The organism is Archaeoglobus veneficus SNP6 (assembly GCF_000194625.1).
Classification (GTDB): domain Archaea; phylum Halobacteriota; class Archaeoglobi; order Archaeoglobales; family Archaeoglobaceae; genus Archaeoglobus_C; species Archaeoglobus_C veneficus.
On the sequence record NC_015320.1, the window covers coordinates 895,477 to 916,010 of the forward strand.

27 protein-coding genes and 1 tRNA gene are annotated in these 20,534 nt (G+C 47.3%); 16 read left to right on the forward strand and 12 right to left on the reverse strand.

Annotated features, from left to right (window positions below; all coding sequences use genetic code 11):
- Positions 1–50 precede the first annotated feature (50 nt).
- The 6 genes from ARCVE_RS05155 to ARCVE_RS11315 form a co-directional block, all read right to left on the reverse strand.
- Positions 51–1,070 carry a sulfite exporter TauE/SafE family protein gene (locus ARCVE_RS05155; protein WP_013683712.1) on the reverse strand — a complete coding sequence of 340 codons (1,020 nt, stop codon included), beginning with the start codon at positions 1,068–1,070 and terminating at the stop codon, positions 51–53.
- Positions 1,071–1,102: 32 nt separating this feature from the next.
- Positions 1,103–2,008, reverse strand: a complete 906-nt coding sequence (locus ARCVE_RS05160) for a DUF169 domain-containing protein (RefSeq protein ID WP_013683713.1) — start codon at positions 2,006–2,008, stop codon at positions 1,103–1,105.
- 430 nt (positions 2,009–2,438) lie between these two features.
- A complete protein-coding gene (locus tag ARCVE_RS05165) occupies positions 2,439–3,371 on the reverse strand; it encodes a LysR family transcriptional regulator (protein ID WP_013683714.1) in 933 nt (310 codons plus the stop codon).
- A 108-nt stretch (positions 3,372–3,479) separates the two neighbouring features.
- A complete protein-coding gene (gene ribB, locus ARCVE_RS05170; RefSeq protein WP_013683715.1) occupies positions 3,480–4,187 on the reverse strand; it encodes a 3,4-dihydroxy-2-butanone-4-phosphate synthase in 708 nt (235 codons plus the stop codon).
- A complete protein-coding gene (locus ARCVE_RS05175) occupies positions 4,184–4,831 on the reverse strand; it encodes a winged helix-turn-helix domain-containing protein/riboflavin kinase (RefSeq protein WP_013683716.1) in 648 nt (215 codons plus the stop codon). The genes ribB and ARCVE_RS05175 overlap by 4 nt, the downstream gene beginning before the upstream one ends.
- Before the next feature lie 187 nt (positions 4,832–5,018).
- Positions 5,019–5,159 (reverse strand): hypothetical protein, encoded by a 141-nt coding sequence (locus ARCVE_RS11315; protein ID WP_013683717.1) that lies wholly within the window; start codon positions 5,157–5,159, stop codon positions 5,019–5,021.
- Between the two features lie 109 nt (positions 5,160–5,268).
- On the opposite strand from ARCVE_RS11315, the gene ARCVE_RS05180 reads away from it, so the two are divergent.
- The 13 genes from ARCVE_RS05180 to ARCVE_RS05240 all read left to right on the forward strand — a co-directional run bounded on the left by ARCVE_RS05180 (position 5,269) and on the right by ARCVE_RS05240 (position 13,526).
- A tRNA-Trp gene (locus tag ARCVE_RS05180) sits at positions 5,269–5,405 on the forward strand.
- A gap of 206 nt (positions 5,406–5,611) precedes the next feature.
- A complete protein-coding gene (locus ARCVE_RS05185) occupies positions 5,612–7,030 on the forward strand; it encodes an Ig-like domain-containing protein (RefSeq protein ID WP_013683718.1) in 1,419 nt (472 codons plus the stop codon).
- A 217-nt stretch (positions 7,031–7,247) separates the two neighbouring features.
- The gene (locus ARCVE_RS05190) at positions 7,248–7,823 is read left to right on the forward strand and encodes a 50S ribosomal protein L15e (protein ID WP_013683719.1); all 576 of its coding nucleotides are present in this window, start codon (positions 7,248–7,250) and stop codon (positions 7,821–7,823) included.
- A 106-nt stretch (positions 7,824–7,929) separates the two neighbouring features.
- The gene (locus ARCVE_RS05195) at positions 7,930–8,373 is read left to right on the forward strand and encodes an RNA-binding domain-containing protein (RefSeq protein ID WP_013683720.1); all 444 of its coding nucleotides are present in this window, start codon (positions 7,930–7,932) and stop codon (positions 8,371–8,373) included.
- On the forward strand, positions 8,360–9,010 hold the full coding sequence (locus ARCVE_RS05200) for an RNase P subunit p30 family protein (protein WP_013683721.1): 651 nt from the start codon (positions 8,360–8,362) through the stop codon (positions 9,008–9,010). Before ARCVE_RS05195 ends, ARCVE_RS05200 begins: the two co-directional genes overlap by 14 nt.
- Before the next feature lie 16 nt (positions 9,011–9,026).
- On the forward strand, positions 9,027–9,386 hold the full coding sequence (locus ARCVE_RS05205; protein ID WP_048085680.1) for an Rpp14/Pop5 family protein: 360 nt from the start codon (positions 9,027–9,029) through the stop codon (positions 9,384–9,386).
- Positions 9,361–10,104, forward strand: a complete 744-nt coding sequence (gene psmA, locus ARCVE_RS05210; RefSeq protein ID WP_013683723.1) for an archaeal proteasome endopeptidase complex subunit alpha — start codon at positions 9,361–9,363, stop codon at positions 10,102–10,104. The genes ARCVE_RS05205 and psmA overlap by 26 nt, the downstream gene beginning before the upstream one ends.
- Before the next feature lie 35 nt (positions 10,105–10,139).
- Positions 10,140–10,847 (forward strand): ribosome assembly factor SBDS, encoded by a 708-nt coding sequence (locus ARCVE_RS05215; RefSeq protein WP_013683724.1) that lies wholly within the window; start codon positions 10,140–10,142, stop codon positions 10,845–10,847.
- Entirely contained in the window at positions 10,844–11,539 is a 696-nt protein-coding gene (gene rrp4, locus ARCVE_RS05220) for an exosome complex RNA-binding protein Rrp4 (RefSeq protein ID WP_013683725.1), read from the forward strand. Before ARCVE_RS05215 ends, rrp4 begins: the two co-directional genes overlap by 4 nt.
- Positions 11,508–12,248 (forward strand): exosome complex exonuclease Rrp41, encoded by a 741-nt coding sequence (gene rrp41, locus ARCVE_RS05225; RefSeq protein WP_013683726.1) that lies wholly within the window; start codon positions 11,508–11,510, stop codon positions 12,246–12,248. The genes rrp4 and rrp41 overlap by 32 nt, the downstream gene beginning before the upstream one ends.
- Positions 12,249–13,028 (forward strand): exosome complex protein Rrp42, encoded by a 780-nt coding sequence (gene rrp42, locus ARCVE_RS05230; protein ID WP_013683727.1) that lies wholly within the window; start codon positions 12,249–12,251, stop codon positions 13,026–13,028.
- A 97-nt stretch (positions 13,029–13,125) separates the two neighbouring features.
- The gene (gene rpl37A / locus ARCVE_RS05235; RefSeq protein ID WP_013683728.1) at positions 13,126–13,389 is read left to right on the forward strand and encodes a 50S ribosomal protein L37Ae; all 264 of its coding nucleotides are present in this window, start codon (positions 13,126–13,128) and stop codon (positions 13,387–13,389) included.
- On the forward strand, positions 13,386–13,526 hold the full coding sequence (locus ARCVE_RS05240) for a DNA-directed RNA polymerase subunit P (protein ID WP_013683729.1): 141 nt from the start codon (positions 13,386–13,388) through the stop codon (positions 13,524–13,526). The genes rpl37A and ARCVE_RS05240 overlap by 4 nt, the downstream gene beginning before the upstream one ends.
- Before the next feature lie 49 nt (positions 13,527–13,575).
- On the opposite strand, the gene ARCVE_RS05245 is transcribed toward ARCVE_RS05240, so the two are convergent.
- From ARCVE_RS05245 to twy1, 6 genes are read right to left on the reverse strand one after another with little or no spacing between them, the layout of a single operon-like run.
- Positions 13,576–14,415: a hypothetical protein gene (locus tag ARCVE_RS05245; protein WP_013683730.1), complete on the reverse strand. Its 840-nt coding sequence runs from the start codon at positions 14,413–14,415 to the stop codon at positions 13,576–13,578.
- A gap of 1 nt (position 14,416) precedes the next feature.
- Positions 14,417–14,929 carry a hypothetical protein gene (locus tag ARCVE_RS05250; protein WP_013683731.1) on the reverse strand — a complete coding sequence of 171 codons (513 nt, stop codon included), beginning with the start codon at positions 14,927–14,929 and terminating at the stop codon, positions 14,417–14,419.
- A gap of 15 nt (positions 14,930–14,944) precedes the next feature.
- Positions 14,945–15,949 carry a rod shape-determining protein gene (locus ARCVE_RS05255; protein WP_013683732.1) on the reverse strand — a complete coding sequence of 335 codons (1,005 nt, stop codon included), beginning with the start codon at positions 15,947–15,949 and terminating at the stop codon, positions 14,945–14,947.
- 41 nt (positions 15,950–15,990) lie between these two features.
- On the reverse strand, positions 15,991–16,599 hold the full coding sequence (locus ARCVE_RS05260) for a LysE family transporter (RefSeq protein WP_013683733.1): 609 nt from the start codon (positions 16,597–16,599) through the stop codon (positions 15,991–15,993).
- Positions 16,600–16,615: 16 nt separating this feature from the next.
- Positions 16,616–17,218, reverse strand: coding sequence for a translin (locus ARCVE_RS05265; RefSeq protein WP_013683734.1), 603 nt, complete (start codon positions 17,216–17,218; stop codon positions 16,616–16,618).
- Position 17,219: 1 nt separating this feature from the next.
- Complete coding sequence (gene twy1, locus ARCVE_RS05270) at positions 17,220–18,125, reverse strand: 4-demethylwyosine synthase TYW1 (RefSeq protein WP_013683735.1); 906 nt, start codon at positions 18,123–18,125, stop codon at positions 17,220–17,222.
- A 171-nt stretch (positions 18,126–18,296) separates the two neighbouring features.
- On the opposite strand from twy1, the gene ARCVE_RS05275 reads away from it, so the two are divergent.
- The 3 genes from ARCVE_RS05275 to ARCVE_RS05285 all read left to right on the forward strand — a co-directional run bounded on the left by ARCVE_RS05275 (position 18,297) and on the right by ARCVE_RS05285 (position 20,519).
- On the forward strand, positions 18,297–18,842 hold the full coding sequence (locus ARCVE_RS05275) for a rubrerythrin family protein (protein WP_013683736.1): 546 nt from the start codon (positions 18,297–18,299) through the stop codon (positions 18,840–18,842).
- Positions 18,843–18,865: 23 nt separating this feature from the next.
- On the forward strand, positions 18,866–19,438 hold the full coding sequence (gene rbr, locus ARCVE_RS05280; protein ID WP_013683737.1) for a rubrerythrin: 573 nt from the start codon (positions 18,866–18,868) through the stop codon (positions 19,436–19,438).
- Positions 19,439–19,973: 535 nt separating this feature from the next.
- Positions 19,974–20,519 (forward strand): hypothetical protein, encoded by a 546-nt coding sequence (locus tag ARCVE_RS05285; protein WP_156786021.1) that lies wholly within the window; start codon positions 19,974–19,976, stop codon positions 20,517–20,519.
- Positions 20,520–20,534: the final 15 nt, after the last annotated feature.

A 20,534-nucleotide genomic window follows, 5' to 3' on the forward strand; every position in this document is an offset into this window, starting at 1 on the left:
CTTGACACCTGACAAAACTAAAAAATTGAAAATAAAAATTCTTCGCTGCCTTAAGGCGGCAGCTTGATTCCAAAGAATCCGCTCAGGAAGTACCTCGTTCCAACGTATGTTGCGAGGACACCGAAGAGTCCGTACATGAAGTCCATTGGCAGGTACTTCTGCGTCCTTGGCCCTATGTAGGAGCCTATGAAGATACCGGCCCAACCGATCAGTATTGGAACCAGTGGGAACTCAACGCCCCTCGCAAGCCATCCAAGGATGGTCGAAGTCTGAGTGAAGAACACTGCAAGTGTCGAAGCTCCAGGTACGATGTACATTGGCAGTCCAAGGCTCGTCAGGAACGGAACGAAGAGGAAACCACCGCCAATGCCTAAAACTGCTGACATGAATCCTATCAGGAAACCAACGATGAACGGTATGTAGTTCCCAATCTTGAACTGCTCTCCGAAGAACTCGAACTCGGTGTATGTGCCGACCTTCAGGTTCTTTATGCCCTCGAGCTCGTGGAGTCTTCCAGCCTCTTTAAGTTCCTTGACCTTCTGGGCGAATCTCTTGGCAGCTTCTCTTCCCTTTGCCTTTGAAGCCTTAGCTCTCGGTGTGAGCTGGTAGAACATGTACGCGGCTATCAGGTACGTACCAAGCCCGAACACACCTTTGTAGACGGAAATGCCCAGCTTTCCACCAGTCAGCCAGACACCAGCCTGTGCTCCCAGTACTGCACCAATTCCAAGGAAGAGTCCTGCAGGCCAGACGAGTCTCTTCTGAGTGTACCAGTTTATCGTACTCGAAACTGCGTTGAACCACGTAAGCCCCGAGTTGCCCAGCCTGATGCTGTCTGTCAGGTACTTGCCCGCATCAGTGTACGAACCGATGTTAACTTTCACGCCTTTGAGCTGCTTTGCCCACTGGCCGAGTCCGAAGATGGATATGTGTCCCAGGCCTGCCATTATACCTCCAAAGGCTCCGACAGTCGAGAAAATCCATCCAACCCAAACACACCACAGAAAATAACCGAGGGCATTTATTGTTATTTTATGCCCTGCGATTTCTACCCATGTTACGTCAAACACTCGCACTCACCTCCGGTGTTATTTAAAAACATCTACTCCTCATCCTGGATCTTCTCGGGCTCAACGAACGTAAGCAATGGGCAAAGCTTGCACACGTCGTAGCCCGGATACGTCTTGCCGGTGCGCGGGAAGCTTGGCCCACCCCACTCTTTGGTCCTCTCGAGGAGCCTCCTGACAACAGCCTCGATCTGGTCTCCAGGAATGTAGACGTTAATTTCTCCCTGCTCAGTCTTTCCTGACGTTTTGCTGCCGCTGCACATGGGCACAATGTTTATCCTGCGGTTGTTGTACGTCCATACTGCCCCTCCGCAGACAGCAGAGTTCATCATGAAGTTCGGCTGAATCGGGTGGATGTCGAACGCTGATGCGTAGTCGTTGTAGATGTGGTATGTCTGCAGAACATCGCAGATTATGTGTACTACATCTGGTTCAAAAGTCGCTTTGTGGAGCGGAGCGGTTGCAAAAGCCAGCAACCCTTCTGGCAGCCTTGGCTTTGTCTTAACAAACCTCTCAGCCTGACTGTGGTCTTTCGTGTACTTCAGGTGGCTCTTAATTTCCCTCTCGTCGAAGTCCTTCCATCCAAAGATGTAGCGGGCGTTGCTGCACCCCATTCTCTCCTTTGTTCCCAGCAGAACCTCTCCATCCTGTCTCGAAGCAGCGCTGAAGTGGCAGAATGTAAGAGGTTTCGAGGCAATTCTGTATTTGGCTTTCTCCTTGAACTCTCTCAGCTCCTCTTCGAGGAAGAAGAACTTAACAGCCACCGGGTAGTACTTCAGTCGGAGTAAGTTTCTGAGTACAAAGACAATGTCTGCATAGCTCAGTTTCTCCTTCCCAAGCATGTACTCTGCAAACTTCACGTCGTCAAGCAAAAGCTCGCTGTCCATTGCAACCCCTGCGCCACCTTCTCCAACGGCTCCCGCGCTCTGACATTCAGGCATTTTTCGACTCACCTCAAAATCTTGGCAACAGGCGGTTGTATTTAAAAATTTCTAAATATTTCGAAATTGGTTTCTAAATTTTATTAATTACGACTGCGTCGATACAGTATTACAAATCTATTAGAATTTATTAACAATAAACATGACAAATTGAACGTAATGCCAGTAGTTGTACACATTACTAATGCTATTTTCAAAGCTTTTTCAAGTACTGCACCTATGAATGCAGAGTTTAAACTCATATCACATTTTTAGCTCATTTCTGGGCCCGAACAGGAGAAGTACAGAATTAATAGATTTTCTGAATAACTTATAATGGAAATACGAATAATAAGTGCGTTTGATAACAATATCTATTATTTTCATAGGTTCTGGAATAAAGAAATTAATTTCGAAAATATTGAAATTTAAAGAGAACCGAAATAGACTTCTATAAAATAGGCTCGCACCTCTGCTTGAAGTCGGCGAACAATCTTCTACCGTTTTCTATGACAAAGTGGGCGTACTCCATCATTTTTTCACTTTCCATGAGTATTCTGGTGGTTACAAAGTATACGCTCCTCTCACTTTTGAAGCCCTTGATGTCTCTTACTTTGACCAGCCCGACCTCGCAAGCCCTCCAGGATGCTATCATTGACGTAATTGCTATACCCAGCCCGTTGGAAACGCTGTGGAGCTGGGAGAAGAAGTCATTAACGACGTATCCTACCTTTATATCATCGAGATTGACACCGCTGCTGACAAGAGCCTTCTTCAAACTGCTGGTTATGCCGTAATCCTCTGTCAGGAAGATGAGGGGGTATTCGAGAACCTCATCGAGCGTAACTTCGGACTTGCTGGCCAGCGGATGGTCTGGGGGAACTATCAGGACGAGTCTGTCTGTTCCGAGTTCCGTAATAAAGAACCTGTCATCTTCGTCTTCGGGAAGGTCACCAACGATGGTAAAGTCCACTTCACTCTCTCTCAGTTTCTTGATGCATTCGTGGGCTCCTCTCAGGAGTATGTTGACGTCGAGTTCAGGATACTTCGTTTTTAGAAGTGTTTGAATGTGTGGGACTATGTATATACCCACCATGCCTGAAGCAAGTGTGAGCTTTTCTCCCTTAAGGTTTGAGATGAGCTTTCTTGTTTCCTCTACACTCTCTATAATTGACTTCATGTTTTTTATTGCGAGTTTGCCCTCCTCTGTGAGAGTTACACCACTAACACCTCTTCTTAGAAGCTTTGCACCATAAAAACTCTCAAGAGAGTTAATTTGAAAGCTAACAGAGCTGATAGACATCCCAAGTTCCTTTGCGGCCTTTTTTAGGCTGCCTTTTTCTACGACCTGCAGGAACGTGCGCATGAAGTCTATCCTGACCATGTGGGATCGCAATGGCAAAGAGTTTTTAAATTTTTCGATACTGATTTCGAAAAAATTGACGAAAGAGAATGTATGATTATTTGAGAGATGATGAAAGTATTGAGAAAATTAGATAAAAAGTTTTGCCTTTATTTCTTTAAAATCGGCGTACGCAGCAACTATATCCTTGCCCTCGACGAAAGGTATGCCGTTCTCCTCAGCGTAAGCCATCGCTTTATCCTTTTTGAGTGCTCTACCCGTGGTTTCGTCGAGCATCTCGCATATCGCAACAGCCGGGGCTATGCCGGCCATCTCCGCAAGAGCAACACTTAGCTCCGTCTGTCCTACTCTCTCGTACGTCAGAGTCTCTGCTGCTCTCAGCAGTGCAACGTGACCAGGGCTGCGAAACTCGCTGCCGAAGTCGAACTCCTTCCCGAGCATGACGTCATCGACAACTTCGCCAACCCTCCTTATCGTGAGGGCTCTATCTATGTCGGTTATACCGGTAAACGTATCACGGTGGTTAACCCAGAGTGAGAAGGATGAACGAGAGTCGTACTTTATATCGAAGGACGCTATTGAGGAAATTTCAGGTATATGCTGGCTCGCAACTCTGAGTACGTCGTGCATAAACGGTAGTCTGAGCTTATCTGCTGCAACAGGGTGTATTGCAACGCATATTAGCCCTCCACCATCCTTTCTCATCATAGCCACATCTCTCGGTGTTACGTTGATAGCAGGAATGGCGATGTCAGTTTCGCCTTCCCTGTCGTCAAAGTCGTAAATCAGAACAGGTTCGCCCCTTCTAAACGCCTTCAGAGCTTCTTCCACGCTCATAATATCACCTCTATCTCAACGGTATCTCCATCTTCAAGCCCCAGATGTTCCCTCAGCTTTACCGGGGCTATGACCTCCAGCACATCTGCCGGGTAGTGGGTTCTTTGTGGGATGACAATTGCCCCTTCCATCCCGTCAATTCTGCACTTAAACGCCTTCACATCCCCAAAAGTCCTGTCTTCAGTAGAGAAACCTTCTATTGTTATGCCCTCTTCCTGATCCAGTCTCTTCCTGAAGAACATCTGCTCTTTCGGGATTTTCAGGTTAAGAGTGCCGGGATACGGGTCAAAACCAAGCTTTTCTATGAACTGTTTTCTATAGCCCTCAAGGGAAACGTAGTACGCCCCCTCACCAACGCCACCGAAAACCCTGCCTTTCAATATAATCGCATCCTCTCCCTCAAAAATTCGCTTATAGTCAAGATACTCCTTGTACAGCAGATCTTTCCCCTTCTCCGTGATCACAATGTACTGTCCGTCCTTGTAGAGCATTCTCTCTATCAGGCCTTCGTCCTCCAGTTCCTTCAGCTTTCTTGCAGCGGTCTGCAGACTCTGGTTTATCTTCTCCGCCAGCTCCTTCGAGCTTATTTTGAGAACCTTACGAGTTGCGTTCATCAGAGCAAGTTGCTTGAGTATTCCCAGCATGCTACTACCCTTCTTTTCCTTCTCTCAATACCTTCTCAAGATTGAGAAGCATCTCATAGATATAAACGTTTTGGAATTTGGCGCGGACTCTCAACTGTAGTAAGCTTAGGTTTAGAATAATCTGCGGGGATATGAGATAAGAACAATAGGCAGGCATTCCTGAAGGGGTTAAACAGACGTACAGGAATCAGTTCATAATAGCTACTGCTTTCGCGGGCAGGTGGATTGTGTGTCCGCACTTCACACACGCATAGTAACCGAAGTGTCCATCTTCAGTCACTCTCCTGTAATACGTGCATCCACAGTTGGGGCAGTGCATCCGAAGCATAGTTCATGATAAATCATTATGTTTATAAATCTTTCGCACGGCATGGCGGCACCACAGCATCGCAAGTGTTATATTATCAAGGGGTTTACAACTCCACGGCGAGCAGCGAGGGGTCGTGGCGTAGCCAGGCAGCGCGGCGGGCTCCAGCGGTGATGATGACAAACGGGTCTGCTGATGCGTGATGACCCGTTGGAGCGCTGACCCGAAGAGACCCGCAGGTCGTGGGTTCAAATCCCACCGGCCCCACTTCGTTCATCTGATTATATGTCTGATTTTTTGTGTGCTGTCACACAGACAACTAAGTCGAGTCATACTATTTGCTATGATTGCCACTTAGTTATTTGACCGATAGTCAAAAACTACAAATGATGATGAAATGATTGTAATAATGTTGAATAAATCATCATACAGAAAAACAAAACTTTTTATACTCTATTCTCTGAATATATAGCATGCAAGATAGGGCGATATCGCCTGTAGTTGGAATGGTCATGATTCTTGCCATAGTTGCTGGATTCATGAGCATTGTTCAGACTCAGCAGCTTCCTCAGTGGAATAAACAGAAGGAGGCTGAGCACTACAAACTGCTCGTATCTGAATTTTCGAGAATCCCGTACATACTTTCAACCGGTTCAACTGCATCAATTTCACTTGATGCCGGGTTGAATTATCCAGATGTACCTTTACTCGTTAATCCTCCTGATGCTCTTTCTACTCTACAGTTTGAAGAGAGAAATATTACAGTAAAATGTAAGATTATTCTGCCTGATAATACCGAAAAAAATTTTGAGAGGAAATATAATAGTACCGCAATCAGACTGATACCGCACTACTTCTACTCACCCGAAAGAGAACTCGTGCTGGAGCATGGAGTGGTTTTTGAGAAGTGGGCCAACAGCAACAAACCCATTCCAGTTACAGATCAAATAACGTTTACCAAATCGAGAATAAACATTCCAATAATCGACGCAAGTGACGGTTCAGTTACGGCAGCCAAGTTCAGTCTGAAGCTCTCTCCTGCAAGCTACGGTGGAGAGGTCATAGCCAAGGACATCAACGTTACTTTTGAGACCGAGTTTGTTGACTGGTGGTACGAATGTCTCAAGAAGATTTTCGGCGAGGGTAATGTGACGAATGGGACGAATTATGTTACAGTGATAATCCCGGAGGCTATTATTGATGTTTCCAGCTATGTTGTCGGTGATGTTATTGACGATTTCAATGGCAGCAGCGAAGTGCAGAGAAAGCTCGAGATGTTAATACCTTTCCAGAATGAATTGGTCGTTTCTTCCGGAGATGTTGAGAGAATAGATGTTCAGGCAGTGGATAACTATGGAAACCCCATTTCGGGGCTTGTGATAAACGCCAGTGTTAACCCATCCGGACTTGGAGATGTTACGCAGAGTGCAACCACGAATTCAAGGGGAATAGCTTCGTTCTACTTTACTGCTGGTGGAGCAGGTGACGGGACGATTGAGTTCAATACAGTTTATAGAGGAGTGTCAAAGAGTGTTACAGTTAACGTTACTGTAGTCGGAAATGTGGCCATTGGAATTATCGGAATAGAGGATAATACAGGTGGTAAGCACGGCCACTGCCACTCGTCTTCAACGGCTAATAGCGTTACTTTCAAGCACTTTGGTGGGAGCAACCTAACAGCAAGCGACGTAACTGTAATTCTGTACGTCAATGGAGACAAAGCAAATGAAACACAGCTATCGAACTGCCTGAGCGATAGTAGGTTCGAGGTTGGGGATGAAGCAGTAGTGAAGTCGAATAAAGATTTAACCTCTGGATCGATAGTTACTGTTGTGTTAAAGGATAAAGGAGGTAGAATAATTGGTAAATCTGCGGCAACTTTCGTACCATGATCTTCTATATTTTTATTTTAAAATTAACTCATTAATCAGACAACTCTAAAATACGGGATGTTTTCTTCAAAATCTAATATTGCATTGCCCCGTCTCACCCTCTTGTCCCATCAGCTACCACATACATTGTTAATGACAATAATCCAGTACAAAATCAGCGATATGTTTATTAACCCCCTCGAAACAGCGGGGACATCAGGCTTATTGAGGTGAAGCCATGAAATCCGCTTACGCGTACATTAGAGAAGCGTGGAAAAGACCGTGGGAAGGTTACGTTGGCGAGTTGATGTGGGAGCGCCTTCAGCAATGGAGGAGAGAGCCAGCCGTCGTCAGAATTGAGAGGCCGACAAGGCTGGACAGGGCGAGAGCTCTCGGATACAAGGCCAAGAAGGGCATAATCGTTGTCAGAGTCAGAATCAGAAGAGGTGGAAGAAGGGCAACGAGGCCCAAGAGGGGTAGAAAGACAAAGAACATGATGGTTCGCAGGTTGACACCAAAGAAGAGCCTCCAGTGGATTGCCGAGGAGAGGGCAGCGAGGAAGTACCCGAACATGGAAGTTCTGAACTCCTACTGGGTTGGAGAGGACGGCAGATACAAGTGGTTTGAAGTCATCCTTGTTGACCGCAGCCATCCTGCGATAGCTTCGGACAAGCAGCTTGCTTGGATAACCACAAAGAAGGGTAGAGTATTCCGCGGTCTCACGTCAGCCGGTAGGAAGTCAAGAGGACTCAGAAGGAAGGGCAGAGGTGCTGAGAAGGTCAGGCCCAGCCTGAGGGCTAACTTCAGGAAATAACCTCCTTTTCTTTTCCATTAAGTTTTGATGGGCTGTTCTGTAACCAGGTAACTCCAATAATGCAAACTGACAGCAACTTTGATATAATCCCCGTCTAACTCCGAGCATGCAAAAGCCAAAGATAGAGCGAATCATCGTAACGGCAGTGGTTTACACCACTGAAGACATGGAAAAAGTTGGTGAGGCAATTTCAACCCTTTTTCCCTTTGAGTTTGAGATAGTCGTTAGCGAGGCTAAGGGCCACTACGGTAATCCCATGAAGTTCCTCGAAGTGGAAATAGCGAAGAAAAGAGAGATAAAGGAGTTCTGGAACTATTTAATGGAGCTCATAGGAGAGCAGCGCGAGTACCTGCTCAACACCATCGACGAGAAGCTTGACGAGCAGAACGTTCTGCACATCCGGATAGACAAGCAGAAAGCGTATCTCGGCGAGATTGAGCTTGGCGGGAGAGATTCAATTGTCGTAAAGGCCAAAATAGTCACCTATCCCGCGAGGAGAGATAAGGCGCTGGAAGCTGCAAAAGAGCTGATAGAACATGGAATTTGCTGACTTTGTCAGGTTTACTCCCTCAGTCGGGAAAGAATGGGGCTACGATGCCTACGTGGTCTTCGAGGAGGAGAGGGGCGAGGACGAGGAGAAGAGGGTACCGAAAACTCTCGCAAGTCAAACCGGTGTGAAACTCATTCAAGGAGTGACAATTAGAGCGGAAAACATTCCGGAGCTTCAGTCAAAGCTGAGAAAGGTTAAGCGAGATGAAGGCGTTGTGGTAGGAGTGCTCAGCAGCGAGGTGAAAGTTAATAGAGAGGCAGTCATGCGCAGGAAAGTTGATATACTTCTCGATTCGCCAGAGAGACGACTCGACTATGCAACAGTAATGCTTGCAGCCGAAAAAGACGTTATTATAGAGGTCAGTCTGTCCAAATTCCTCTCTACAAAGGGAATTCGCAGGATGAGGCTTTTTGAGGAAACCGCTCAGCTTCTTCAGGTCATCAGAAAATTTGATGCTCCATTTGCGCTTACCACAGCTGCATCCACATTCTATGGACTCAGGCAGCGAAAACAGGTAGAGGATTTCTTCGCATTTATTGGTGCTGATGTCGAACGGGCGAGATATTACATTTCAAGGTTGCTCAGAAGACTTACGGATGAAAGGTACATAATGGATGGTCTTGAGATAGAAGACTGAATCCGGGCTGATGGGCATGAAAGGTCTGCCACCATCTCTGAGGAAGAGAAAAAGATATATTGCTTTCCGGGTTTTAGCCACTGAACCGGTAGATAGTAGGAGTCTGATTCAGGAGATATGGCAAACTGCCCTCACGCTGTACGGGGAATACTTCGCAGCGGGATTGGGCATATGGCTTGAGCAATTCGATGGCAGTAAAGGCATACTTCGCTGCAGTCGCGACGCACTGGAGAAGGTTAAAGTAGTGCTTACGCTGATAAGTAACGTAGCCGGTGTGGAAGTTGTGATAGTGACCCTTGGCGTTAGCGGGACGATAAAAGGATGTAAGAAGTATTTGGAGGTGTTGGAGAATGCATCTACCACAGATGGGATATGATAGAGCCATCACGGTATTCAGCCCTGATGGCAGGCTGTTTCAGGTGGAATATGCGAGGGAAGCGGTTAAAAGAGGAGCAACGGCCATAGGTATTAAAACAAAGGAAGGCGTGCTTTTGCTTGCGGATAGAAGAGTGGCCAGCAAACTACTCGAGATAACAACTATAGAGAAGATATACAAGATTGATGAACACATCTGTGCTGCAACTTCTGGCCTGGTAGCGGATGCGCGTGTCCTCATTGACAGAGCACGCATCGAGGCCCAGATAAACAAGCTCACGTACGACGAGCCGATAAGTGTTAAGGAGCTCGCAAGAAGGATCTGCGACTTCAAACAGCAGTACACTCAGTACGGTGGCGTTCGACCCTTCGGTGTATCGCTGTTGATTGCTGGCGTAGATGAAACGCCGAAACTCTACGAAACAGATCCGAGCGGAGCTCTGCTCGAATACAAGGCCACGTCAATTGGTGCGGGAAGAAACATCGTTGTGGAGTATCTCGAAAAAGAATACAAGGAAGACATGGCGCTGGAGGATGCGATAATCCTCGCAATGGTTGCCATGGGCAAGGCAATAGAGAGCGAATTAACACCAGAAGGGGTCGAGATGGGCATTGTAGGGCTTGACAGAAAGTTCAAGCAGTACAGCATTGAGGAACTGAAGCCCTACGTGGAGAAGGCGAACGAGATAATAAGCAGCGAACTCGGGAAGCAGTCTTAGGTTTTAAATGCTTAAAGTTGTAGTCGTGATCCTCCATGGTATCCCTCGATAAGGCAGTGGTTGCCAGACTCAAGAAGCAGGGAGAAGTATTCGAAGTTCTTGTTGATCCCTACCTCGCCAGAGACCTGAAGGAAGGTAAGGAAGTAGACTTCGAGAAACTTCTTGCGGCAGAAGAGGTTTTCAGAGATGCGAGAAAGGGAGACAGGGTGAGCAGCGAAGAACTCCAGAAGGTCTTTGGTACTACAGACATAAATGAGATCGTCAGGACAATAATTGAGGAAGGAGAGGTTCAGATAACTGCAGAGCAGCGCAAGGAGATGCAGGAGCTGAAACGGAAGCAGATAATCGAGTTCATAAGAAGGAACACCGTCGATCCGAGAACTGGCACACCTCACCCGCCTGCGAGGATAGAGAGGGCCATGGAGGAAGCTAAAGTTCATGTGGATATCTTCAAGCCGGTGGAAGCGCAGGTCAAGGACGTGGTGAAGAGTATAAAGCGCATACTTCCCCTTCGCTTCGAAGAGATTGAGATAGCAATTAAGGTTCCGGCCGAATACACCGGCAAGGCGATTTCTGCCCTCTACTCCTTCGGTGGCGTTACGCAGGAGGAGTGGCAGAAAGACGGAAGCTGGATTTGTGTTATGCGCATTCCTGCCGGTATGCAGGGAGATCTGATGGACCTGCTTGCCAAAACGACTAAGGGTGAAGCTCTTACAAAAATACTCAGGAGGATACAAGGATGACGAGAAAGATTGTTATGCCTGGAGACCTCGTCTCGACAAATCCGAGAGCGGCAGGTTATGGAACGTACGTTGAGAACGGCAAGGTGTATGCCAAAATTCTCGGATTGCTCGATAAAAGCGACACGGGCGTGAGGATAATTCCCCTCAAGGGGAGGTATATCCCCTCAACTGGGGATATCGTAATAGGTATTGTAAGGGAAGTAACGGCAAACGGGTGGGTAGTTGACATATACTCACCCTATCAGGCCTTTCTGCCCCTTTTAGAGTATCCGGAAACGAGAAACAGAAAAGTTAACGAGATCCTCGATATAGGGGATGCAGTGATTGCAAAGGTCTTGAACATCGATCCCAAGATGAAGGTTACGCTGACGATGAAGGACAAGGTCTGCAGACCTGTAAGGGTTGGCAGAATAGTCGCCATAAATCCGGCGAGGGTTCCGAGAGTTATAGGGAAAAAGGGAAGCATGATAAGACTTCTCAAGTCGGAGCTTGGAGTCCAGATTATCGTCGGGCAGAATGGCCTGATCTGGTTGAATGGTGATAGGAGAAAGGTTTCGATTGCTGAAGAGGCAATCTACATAATTGAGGCCGAGGCCCATACCGAAGGTCTTACGGACAGGATAACTGAGTTTATAAAAGCAAAGAAGGGTGAATTAGAAAATGAGCGAAGAAATACCCAGGCTAATAGTTGATGGGAAGAGGCTTGATGGAAGAGATTTTGATGAACTCCGCCCTATAAAGATTGAGGCTGGTGTACTCAGAAGGGCGGATGGCTCCTGTTACATCGAGATGGGTAAGAACAAGATAGTTGCTGCAGTTTACGGACCAAGAGAAGTGCACCCGAGACACCTGCAGGATCCAAGCAGGGCAATTATACGCTATCGCTATAACATGGCTCCATTCAGTGTTGAAGAGCGAAAGAAGCCGGGGCCAGACAGGAGAAGCATAGAGATTTCAAAGGTAAGCAGGGAAGCTCTCGAGCCAGTGATACTGAAGGAGCTGTTTCCCCGCTCTGGCATAGACATATTCGTCGAAGTTTTGCAGGCTGATGCTGGCACGCGTACTGCATGCCTCAACGCAGCAAGTGTGGCGCTGATTGATGCGGGTGTTGCAATGCGAGGGATGATAACGGCTGTAGCTGTAGCAAAGGTCGAGGGCGAGATCGTGCTTGACCCCATGAAGGAGGAGGACAACTATGGCGAAGCGGACGTCCCATTTGCGTTCCTCATAAGGAACGGCAAGATTGAGTCAATTGCTCTGCTCCAGATGGATGGCAAAATGAGTGCTGAAGAAATGAAAAAGGCTCTCGAACTTGCGAAGAAAGGGGCTATGCAGATTTACAACATACAGAGAGAAGCAATAATGCGGAAGTACAGCAGAGAAGAGGAAGAGGTGGAGTAAATGGGAGAAGACATTCTGATGGATATAAAACGTGACTACGTCCTTTCGAGGCTCAGGGACGGGGAAAGAATTGATGGCAGGAAGTTTGACGAGTTCAGGCACATAGAGATAGAGACCAATATAATCGCCAAGGCGGAAGGTTCAGCCCTCGTAAAACTTGGCAACACGCAGGTTGTTGTCGGGGTGAAGATGCAGCCCGGTGAGCCGTTTCCCGACGCTCCGGACAAAGGCATTATAATCACAAATGCCGAACTCGTCCCCCTTGCATCTCCCACGTTTGAACCCGGTCCACCTGACGAGAACTCCATCGAGCTTGCGAGAGTCGTTGATAGAGGCATCAGGGAGAGCGAAGCTGTGGATTTAACGAAGCTCTGTATTGAAGAGGGTGAGAAGGTCTGGCTGATATTTATAGACATTCACGCCCTCGACGATGACGGAAACCTGATGGATGCTTCTTCGCTCGCAGCCATCGCTGCCCTTCTTACGACGACCGTTCCAGCAGAGCGTTTTGACGTTGGAGAGGACTTCCCTCTGCCTGTGAGAGATCTGCCAATCAGCGTTACGTCCCTCATTGTCAACAACCGCATCCTTGTGGATCCGAGCAGAGACGAGGTAAGTGTTGGTGAGTACTTCATGACCATTACAACGGATCAGGCCGACAACATCGTCGCAATGCAGAAGAGCGGGAGTTACCTGCTCAGTGAGGAAAAGTTTTATGAACTCATAGACATCAGCATCGAGAAGGCGAGGGAGATCCGAGAGCTCCTCAAGGATGTCTGAAACGCCTTGGGGTTAAAAGGGGTTTGAGGTTTAGGATTGGGGAAAGACGGGATGAGGAGAGGAAGAGAGAAGACTGTCAAAGTAAAGAGGTGAAAAAATGGCGACAAAGAAGGTAAGGATGGCGGGTAGATTTGGGCCCCGCTACGGACTCAGAGTAAGGAGAACGCTCATCAAGATTGAGGAAGCGCAGAGAAGAAAGTATGTCTGCAAGAAGTGTGGAAAGAAGGCTGTTAAGAGAGTTGGTACTGGAATCTGGGAGTGCAGGAGCTGTGGCTACAAGTTTGCGGGCGGGACATACATCCCAGTGACACCTGCGATGAAGATGGTTGATAGAATTGCCGATAAGGTGATGGAGAGATGAGCTATATCTGCCTCATCTGTGGGGCAGAAGTTGATGTTGACCTCGAGAGGAACCTTATTCAGTGCACCAAGTGCGGAAACCGCATACTGATGAAGCCCAGACCGCCTGCATTGAAGAAAAGGGTTCCTGCCATTTGATTTTTGTACTATTTTGGCCATCTTTTGATTTAAATTACATAATTTGTTATTATAGCTGTGCAAGCAATCCAGCTAGGTACCCCATTGACTCCAAATCCCTGAAAAATGGATCACCGAGCACAACTTGATCGCAGACCTTCAGGAGCTTCCGAGTCTTTTCCGCGACTTCTTCCGGGCTCCCACTCAGAGTAAACCTCTCGATGAGTAATTGTTCGTGCTTCCGTATTGTTTCAAAGTCTTCAAGTCCGTAAACACTCTTTCCTTCCTGCCTTGCCCTTATCAGCGCTTCAAAATCAGTTCTCGAGATATCTTCCCACACGTCTAACAGCCTAAATTCCCTCAGAAACGTCTCGTTGCTCCCCATAACGATTGCTGCGGCTATGAGCAAATCCTCGTAAAACTCGCTCGGCAGAACGAGCGATGGGCCGAAGGCCGCAGTATGTATACTGCGATCTGCAAATCCTGTAAGCCAATGAACGTATTCCGGGTGAATGTAGTTCAGGAGAAGCCCATCAGCCAGACGAGACGCGATTTCAGCAAGCTTCGGCCCGGAGCAGCCGACGTAAACTTCTTCTGCAACTTCTTTTACCCTTTCGAGGCACGAAATGAGGTGAGAAAGATCTCGGCTCCTCCCCGGGATGATGCCGACAATGTACTCTTCTGCTATTTTGACTATTTCGTCGCACCCTCTTCTGAATGGTGAGAGGAGGATGCATACATCAAGGGATGTCTCAGATGCGATGGTCTTCGCAACCTCAGCAGGATCTCTGAAGAGTTCGAGTTCTCCGATCCATACTCTCTCTATTCCCGCCTCTTCCGCTATTCTCGCTCTCTTAATGAGTTCCCTGTCTGGTAAATCACCGTTTATGTTTATAGATACTTTCTTCATTCTACCAGTTGTCGAGGAGTCTTTTGACCTCCTGCTTCGAAATCTTCTTCTCCTTTTCTTCCATTTCCTCGAGGGGTAGCTTTGGCCTGTAGCCAAGCCTGTCGCCGTATAACTCAACAACGAGCTTTGCGGCGAGCCTTGCGATGTCGTAAGTTCTGTCCACGAGGTCTCTCTCAATTTCTCTCGCCTTTTTCGCCCTCCTATCAACAAAATAGGGGCAGAAAAGGCACTTGTACGGTACAATTGGCTCCGGTTCTCTCTCTTCGAGTATGTCGCTGAAAACCTCTCTTGCGCAGTGTCTGCCGTCGCTGTACTTGCAGTACTTGACTCTCTCAGCAGCGCACTGGCTTGCTATTCTGATGAACTCGTTTACGTTTCCGGTGTCTTTCTTCCTCTTGAGGAAATACCAGTCGAGAAGAGATAGTATAAAATCTGAAGGGGAAACTTTGGCCTTCTCACACTTCTCCATGAGGGCTTTTTCTATGTCCGGGGGAAGATCAATTGTTATTCTCATTGGCTAACAATTGGTTTACTCCTTTTTCACTTTTCCCTTTTTCTTGCCTTCTGCTTTACTCTCCTCTGCAGCCTCTTCTGCCTTGGCTTCCTCACCTTTTTCCTCGAGGAGTATCTTGGCGAGGGTGTAGTAACCCTTTGCGTTGCTCGTTATCGGATCGTCCGGCCTGATTACTTCGGCAACATCCTCGAAGCTCTTTGAGAACTCCTCATAAGCTCCTGGTAGGAGCGAGCCTCCACCGGTGAGTACAAGCTTGTCAACGATTGCCGTTGAAAGCCCCTCGAGAATAAGCTTTGTTCTGCTTGATATTCTCTCAACCCACGACTTCATGAGTTTCTCGTATTCGTCCTTGACATCGTTGTGGGAGATTGTTATACGCTTTCCGCCCCTTATCCTGCCGACCTCGTAGTCAGGCGTTGTGAGAAGCTTGGTTAGCTCCTCGGGGGTTACACTTATCCCTGCTTTGTTTCTGATAATAACTTCAATGTTATCGTAGAGCCAGTCAACGCCGACGAGCATCGTGTCGCCCCTCAGGTATTCCATGTGTCCCAGAACAACGATGTCTGTGGTGCCAAACCCTATGTCAACGCAAACGCCGGTGTCGATGCCCATGTACGCAAGCGTGCCAACAGGCTCGGGGAAGATGAGAACGTCGGTCTTCAACTGCTCCTTTATGTCCTTCGCAAGCTCCTCTCTCTCCTTTTTGGAGGATTTTACAGGTAGACCCGTCGCAACCACATCCGGTTTTACGTCGAGAACTTTCAGTGCGTGCTTCGCAAGCTCCATGTACGACTGGTGCATGAGCCTGCCCTCGTGGAGCGGGCGCATTGCCTCAACGTTTTCGAGGCTCTGAATAATCGCAAGAGCTTCCTCACCGACATAGACTTCTTTCTCCTCACCTTTCAGGCTCCAGTCCTTCTCCTCTCCGTATGCGACGATACTCGGGAAAATCGTAACGTTTTTGCCGTCTTTGGTTGCTTTCGTGTAGTTTGTTCCGATGTCGAGACCTACGGGAATCATGCGTTTCGCTTTGCTGCTAAATATTAAACGTTTTCCGGTGTTCAGGGTGCGGTATGTATAAACTCGACCAGACCGGCGTAGATGAAGTAAATGCCAAAAAACAGAAGGATGGATACCGAAAACGCTGTGAGAACCTTCTGCGCTTTCGCGCCCCAGATAGCTGCAGCTTTGTTTGACGAGATAGATATGATGCCCAACCACAGAAAGTCGCAGAGTTCGTGAGCGACTATGAAGAGAGCGAGACCAACAATTCCAAATGTCGTTGCCTTCAGGATCAGCGCGAGACCGATTGTAAGCCACCACATTATGAAGTAGGGATTGAGGGCGCTCATTGCAATGCCGGTAAACAGAGCTTTCCCGGGCTTTACGTCATTACCACCACTCTTCAGCTCCAGATACGCGAGGTAGAGCATAACAACTCCGCCAGCAATTCCGACGTACGTCTTCAGGCTTGGTGGGGCGGAAAGGCCGAAGAGGAAAAGGAGCAGAATTATGGGAACCTCAACGATGGCATGCCCGGCTGAAATTACAAAGCCCGCAAGAGGATTCTTCCTGCCTTCAGCGAGCGTTGCTGCGAATAGCGGGCCTGGGGCCATAACCCCGCTGAGAGATATGAAAACGACGGTAGCGAGGAAGATTGCGAGCTCCATGCTATTACCCTGCTGATCACTCCCATTTCTTCAGACCCTGTCCAATCTCCTCGATGAGCCTTGCAGCGAGCCAATCAGACTTCGTGCGCTCTATGAGCTGTCTCGCAACGTCAACCTTGTGTCTCAGGCCGGGAACAAGCTTTTCTGGGAAGCTGAAGGTTATGAGGGAGCTGTATATCTCTTCCATCGTATTTATGCACTTTTCTGCTTCACTGACCTCTCCCTTTCGCATCAGATCTAAGCTGTACCTTCTCAGCTCTCCAACAAGGTCTGCAAGGCCTGTAAGTATTGGGGGTGTCTCTATCCCCATATCCTTAAACTCCGGGATTTCCTTTCCTGACACAAGATTTGCGAAAGCAACAGCTTCAACGAACTCCTGCATCGCATCGTGAGTTATCGCGTAGTAAATTTCCGGATATTTCTTGAATTCTTTTACCTTTTCGAGGATGTCTCTGGCAGCTCTCAGTCTTTCTTCTGCCTCATTAAATCTTCCAGAGTGTACGGCAGCGATAGCCTTCGTCGAGTTAATTCTGATCTCCCTCGTGAGCTTTATCAGCTCTTCTCTTGCCACCTCAAGCTCTTCGAGCTCTTTTCTCACTTCTTCGAGAAACTCCAGCATATTATTCCCTCTCCAGCAAGACGACCCTGCTTATTTCAGACTCATTCTTTACCTCGTAACCTGTAAGCCTGGCGAGTTCCTCGGCAAAGGCTTTCACGTCGGCATGCTCGGGCATCGCATCCCTCGGCAGCCTGAGTCTTGAGTAACCGAGATGCATGTAGGCCTTTGCTTCTATGAAGTCGGGGCTTGCCTTTTCTATGAGCGGTGCGAACTTCTCCGCATTCATGTTGTAACCTTTGATGAGGGTGAGCCTGATAACTCTCCTGCCATCCTTTTCAGCCATAACCTTAAGAGATTCCATTACTCTGTCCCAGAAACTTCTGGGTGGTCTATTCAGCGCGAGGTGGCTTTCCTCGCTGTAGGCAGTCAGACTGATGTAGAGCTGATACGGCTCGATTCTTTCCACCATCTCTGGATTCGTTCCGTTCGTTACGACGAAGGTGGTCATTCCTCTCGCCTTGTACTCATCAACGAGTTCATCGAGGTAGGGATACCATGTAGGCTCCCCAATCAGACTTATTGCAACCTGATTTGGTTCGTATGCTTCTTTCAGCTTCCTCTCGTTCACACCCTTCATTCCACCAAATCCACTCAGCAGGCGGCGCTGGGCCTTTATGCTCTCTTCTGCGATGAAATCTGCTGAATCCCATCCTTTAATTCCAGGAAGGAGTTCAAGGGGGCGCCAGCAGTAAATGCAGTTCTGGTTGCAGAACAAAGCTGGAGTCATCTGCAGACAGCGGTGGCTACTAATGCCGTAGAACTTCTGCTTGTAGCATACCCCCATATTCCTCAGGGACTTTTTGAGCCACAGGCAGAGCTTTACGGCGGAATGTCTACCTACGATCTGATAGCCCTTAAGGTCCTTCAGGAGTTTCTGAGGTATTGCTGGTCTTTTTGTTTCGTCCATCTTCAACCTTTTTGCGGGGGTTGAATATAAATGCTACTCCTTTTGACCTAATTATATTATTTTGAAAATCAAAATTTTAAGGTTACAAGTTAGCAACAAAAATGTTTATATTTCTCCTGCTGGAAATATAACAATCTGGAGGATTGAAATAATGGAAACACCAAAAATCTTTTGAAAGCCTACATCGGCGAAAGCATAACAATGAGCAGGTACGCAATCTATTCTGAGATAGCAAAGAATGAGAAGTACATGTATGTTGCAAAGTACTTTGCGGAAGTTGCAGAAAACGAAAAGAAGCACGCAGAGATTTTTGCGAATTTCTTAAAAAAGTTCAAGGTTGAGCCGGTCGAAGTTGAAGTAAAAGCCCCCATTCTATTCGGCAACACCTCTGAAAACCTGAGCTACGCTGTCGAGGGAGAACACTTTGAGAGTGCTGAACTGTATCCCGGGATTGCAGAGATTGCCGAAAAGGATGGGCTGAAGGAAGTTGCTGAAAAACTCAGGGCCCTTGCGGAAGTGGAAAGTTTCCATGAAAGAAAGTTCAGGAGACTGCTTGAAGAGATAGAAAAGGGGACGATGTTCAAGAGAGACAGCGAAATTAAATGGATGTGTCTTGTATGCGGTTATGTTCACAAAGGCACAGAACCACCAAAGGTCTGCCCAAACTGCGGGGCTGAGTACTATAATTTTGTTGCCAGGGATTTGCTGGTCTTTTGAAGTAAAAGGAGAGGTGATGTTTTGTGAAAACCCTTGAAAATCTTGTTAAGGCGTTTATAGGAGAGAGTGTTGCGAGGAACAGATACACATTCTACGCAAAGGTTGCGAAGGAGGAGGGTTATGTTTTCGTCTCCCGAGTATTTCTCGAAACTGCAGAGAATGAAAAAGAACACGCTGAGGTACTGCTCGAGTTCATTCAGAAGTTGAGGGGAAATTCAAGGAGTCTGGAGGCTAATGCGGACATTCCAATAGTTTTGAACAGCACGGTAGAAAATTTGAAAATTTCAATTGAGGGTGAGCACTACGAAAACACTGAAATGTACCCGGAATTTGCAAAAGTTGCTGAAGAGGAGGAACTTTACGAAATTGCTGGAAGACTGAGGTCTATCGCTCAGGCTGAGAAACACCATGAGGAAAGGTTCAAGAGATTACTCGGAGAAATTGAAAACGGGACAATGTTCAGGAAAGACGAAGAGGTTGAGTGGATATGCCTTGAGTGTGGCTACATACACAGAGGCACGGAACCACCCAAGAAGTGCCCATCGTGTGGCCACCCACAGAGTTACTACGTCGCGAGAGAACTGTTAGCTCTCTGAGTCAACTATTTTTGGGCTAAATTATTGGGAATAATAAGATTATAGCATTCATCATTATGAACCAAAAAACAGAAAGGTATAATTACGTACAGTTATTACAATTTCGTAATTAGATTAATAATAGAGGCGTAAAAAATGAACGGGCAGAAAGCATTGCTGCTCGTAATCACATTTACAGCATTGGGGGTACTTGTTTTACGCAAACAGTCTCCATGTTCGCTGGACAGCATTATTGGTACGACTTGAGCGGAAATACAGTGATGTACCATGTGAAAAATGTCATGCTGATATAGTTGACGAAATGGAGGCTTTAGCTGGCCCACATATGGGTGAAAGTGGGTATACTGATACTGCAAAAAGGTTTGAGTGTGAGTACTGCCACAGAACCTTTCCTATTAATTATTACACCAAAGATTGGCTCCCACGCCACATCAATCAGAGTATAAGGGCAACTTACTATTACACTTACGGGAGCGTGAAAGGTACAACTGTTGAACTAGGAAAAGAGGCACATGCAGCTTCTACGGTTCCATGCTTGTACTGCCATAGTGGCGGTGCTACGGGAGGATATGCTCACGCTGCTGGGGAAAGAAACTGCTTTAGCTGCCACCCCGAGGAGGGGCATGCACACGATAAGCCAGAACACTTCAACGTTGAGGATTGCTGGAACTGCCATGTTGGTCCCCACCCCTCTTTGGATTATGCTGTATACTGGGTTCCACCAGCTGGCGGTTTTGGCTGGACGGAAGTTAGCGGCGATACAGGAAGTTTAGCGGCTCACAAAGCCTTCATAGACGAGGCCATCAGAGATAATACGCTCACTCACGCTAACGAAGCCTGTATTGCATGCCATACTGCAATAGCCGTAAAGATAAACTGGACCCATGCGAGAAGTATAGAGTTCGTAATAGGGCTTGGTTATCCAGTTGTGACTGAGAACGGCCCACACAACTGGACAGTTACGAACTGGGATTACAACGGAACCGCAAAGGCAACAGTTTGGGGCAACACCTCTGGCTATGGAACAACAAACTATAGCAGTATAAAATGGCCCGGCGAAGTTGATAATATCTACAGCTGAATTATCTTGCTAATA